At 76.9% G+C, this 2,495-nt stretch carries 2 protein-coding genes and 1 pseudogene; all 3 read left to right on the top strand.

The window, feature by feature from the left end:
• A pseudogene (locus tag EAD96_RS00420) lies at window positions 1–799 on the top strand (hypothetical protein); the annotation flags it as partial.
• Between the two features lie 40 nt (window positions 800–839).
• Window positions 840–1,919: an alpha/beta fold hydrolase gene (locus tag EAD96_RS00415; protein WP_120573040.1), complete on the top strand. Its 1,080-nt coding sequence runs from the start codon at window positions 840–842 to the stop codon at window positions 1,917–1,919.
• 5 nt (window positions 1,920–1,924) lie between these two features.
• Window positions 1,925–2,495 (top strand): DUF3152 domain-containing protein (locus tag EAD96_RS00410; protein ID WP_121682873.1); only part of this gene is annotated, 571 nt, incomplete at its 3' end.

Below are 2,495 nucleotides of genomic sequence, written 5' to 3'. Positions count from 1 at the left end.
GCCGGCGCCGGGCCCGGCCCGCACGGGCGAGACCGGTGCCGCCGGACAGCCCGAGCCGGGCGAGGCCCGTACCGGTGACGAGGCGGCCGGCGAGGAGACGCCGGCGCGTACCGCCGTGGCACGGCCGGCCGCCAACCGTTCCGGCGACGCAAGGTTCGGCGCCGACCGCGCCACGCGCCCGGCCGAGGCGCCCGGCGACGGCGACGAGCCGCCGCGCCGCCGCCGGCAGGCCACCCACCGGGGCCGGGCCGCGGTGGACGAGACGTCGCTGGCCGCCGCGCCGACCGGCATGTCCACCGGCAGCCCGGTCACGCTCGGTACGTCGTACTCCGGTGGGCAGATGACCACGACGGAGACCGCGCCGTCGCGACCGCTGGACACCGGCGGCGTGCCGGGGCCCCGGGTGGTGATCGAGCACGTCCTGGTGAGCACGTTCGGCCTGGACGCCACCACCGAGGTCCGCCTGGTCGCGGGCGACCGGACGGCCGAGGGGCACGCGACCGGCCCGGCTGTCGACGGGTACGTGCTGCGGCTCTGCGCGGTGGCCGCGGCCGCCGCGGTGGACGAACTGCTCGGCCGGGTCGTCCCGGCCGGTGAGCGGGGCCGGTGCTTCGTGGAGCACGCCGCGGTGGTGCCGTTCGGCAACTGCGAGGTCGCGACGGTGGTGGTGCTGCTGGTCTGCGACGGCTGGGTGGAGCAGCTGGCCGGTTCGGCACTGGTGGCCGGGGATCCCCGGCAGGCGGTCGTGCGGGCCACGCTCGCGGCGGTGAACCGGCGGCTGGAGGCGCTGCTCTCCTGAGCCGGTGTGCGGTGCGTCCCGTGCGGGGGAGACTGGAAACATGAAACGTGCCGCACTCTGGCCGGAGCACAGCCTTCCCGCACACCACGTCCCGCCGCCCTGGCCGGGCCGGCACGTACGCCTCGACGGCACGCTCGTGCACGTCCGCGACACACCGGCCACCGGTCCCGGCGCGGAGCCCGCGCTGTACGTGCACGGCCTCGGCGGATCGGCGCAGAACTGGACCGACCTGGCCGGCCTGCTCGCCGACCGGCTCGACGGCCAGGCGATCGACCTGCCCGGGTTCGGGCGCAGCGAGCCGGGGCCGCGCTACACCATCCCGGCCTTCGCGGAGCGCGTGATCCGCTGGATCGAGCACAGCGACCGGGGGCCGGTGCACCTGTTCGGCAACTCGCTCGGCGGTGCGATCTCGGTCCGGGTGGCGGCGCTGCGCCCCGATCTGGTCCGCACGCTCACCCTGGTCTCGCCCGCCCTGCCGTTCCTGGACTTCCGGCGCTCGTTGCAGGGGCGGATGCTGCCGCTGCTGGCGATCCCCCGGGGCGAACGGCTGGCCGCCTGGCGGCTGGCCCAGTTCAGTCCGGAGGTGACCGCGCAGCAGGTGATGGAGGCGTGCGTGGCGGATCTGACCCGGATCAGTGAGCAGCGCCGGCAGGAGGCGATCGACGAGATCCGGGTCCGGTACGAGGCGGCCCACTACGCCGCCGCGTACGTGCGGACGTTCCGGGGACTGGTCGGCAGCTTCCTGCGTTCGTACCTGCCGGGGGAGGGCGCGCTCTGGCGGCAGGCGGCTGCGGTACGCGCGCCCACGCTCGTGGTGGGCGGGCGGCAGGACCGGCTGGTCGACGTGCGGGTGGCGCCGCAGGCGGCCCGGGTCATCCCGGACAGCCGGCTGCTGATGCTCGACGGCGTCGGGCACGTGGCCCAGCTGGAGGTGCCCCGGACCGTGGCGCGGGCGGTGCTGGGGCTGCTCGCCGAGGCGGAGCCGGAGCAGGCGGCGGGCGCGGGCGTGTCGTCGGGCGACGCGCCGGGCGCCGGGCGGCCGGAACGGGAGAATGCGCAGGCCACAGCGCTGGTGGCCGGAACGGGGGAGAGCGGAACGGAGCGTGACATGGCAGGCTGAGCCGGATGCCCAGCTCCCGCCGTCCTCGTGCCGCCCGCTCCCGTTCCTCGTTCCGTCACTGGCGCACCGCGCTCGTGGTCTGCGCCTTCGTCGCCGCCGCCGCGGTCGGTGTCGGCGTTGCGGTGCAACTGCCGTCGGCGGGCGCGGGGACCCGGATCACCGACGGGTTCGTCGCCCAGCCCCCGGCCCCCACGCAGGCGCCGTCCACGCCGAGCGTTCCGCCGCCGCCTCCGGTGACGCCCAGCTCGCCGGCCGCGCCGGTGCTGACGCTGTCCGGCCCGGGGCCGGCGAAGGGCCGGGGCACCTTCGCGTACGACGAGCGGACCGGCGGTGTGCTCGGCCGCTCGGGGACGCTGCGCCGCTACCGGGTCGCGGTGGAGAACGGCTCCGGCGAGGAGGTCCCCGCCTTCGGCGAGGCGGTGCAGCGGGCACTGGCCGGCCCGGGCAGCTGGGTCGACGGCGGCAAGCTGCGGTTGCAGCGGGTCGGTCCGGGCGACCGGTACGACTTCACGATCTACCTGGCCACCCGCGACACGGCGGGGCGGCTGTGCGGGGCGGGCGGGATCGACATCCGGG

Source organism: Micromonospora sp. BL1, from assembly GCF_003667485.1.
Classification (GTDB): Bacteria; Actinomycetota; Actinomycetes; order Mycobacteriales; family Micromonosporaceae; genus Micromonospora; species Micromonospora tulbaghiae.
Note: the sequence above shows the minus strand (reverse complement) of the source record. Positions and strands in the feature narration are given on the sequence as shown.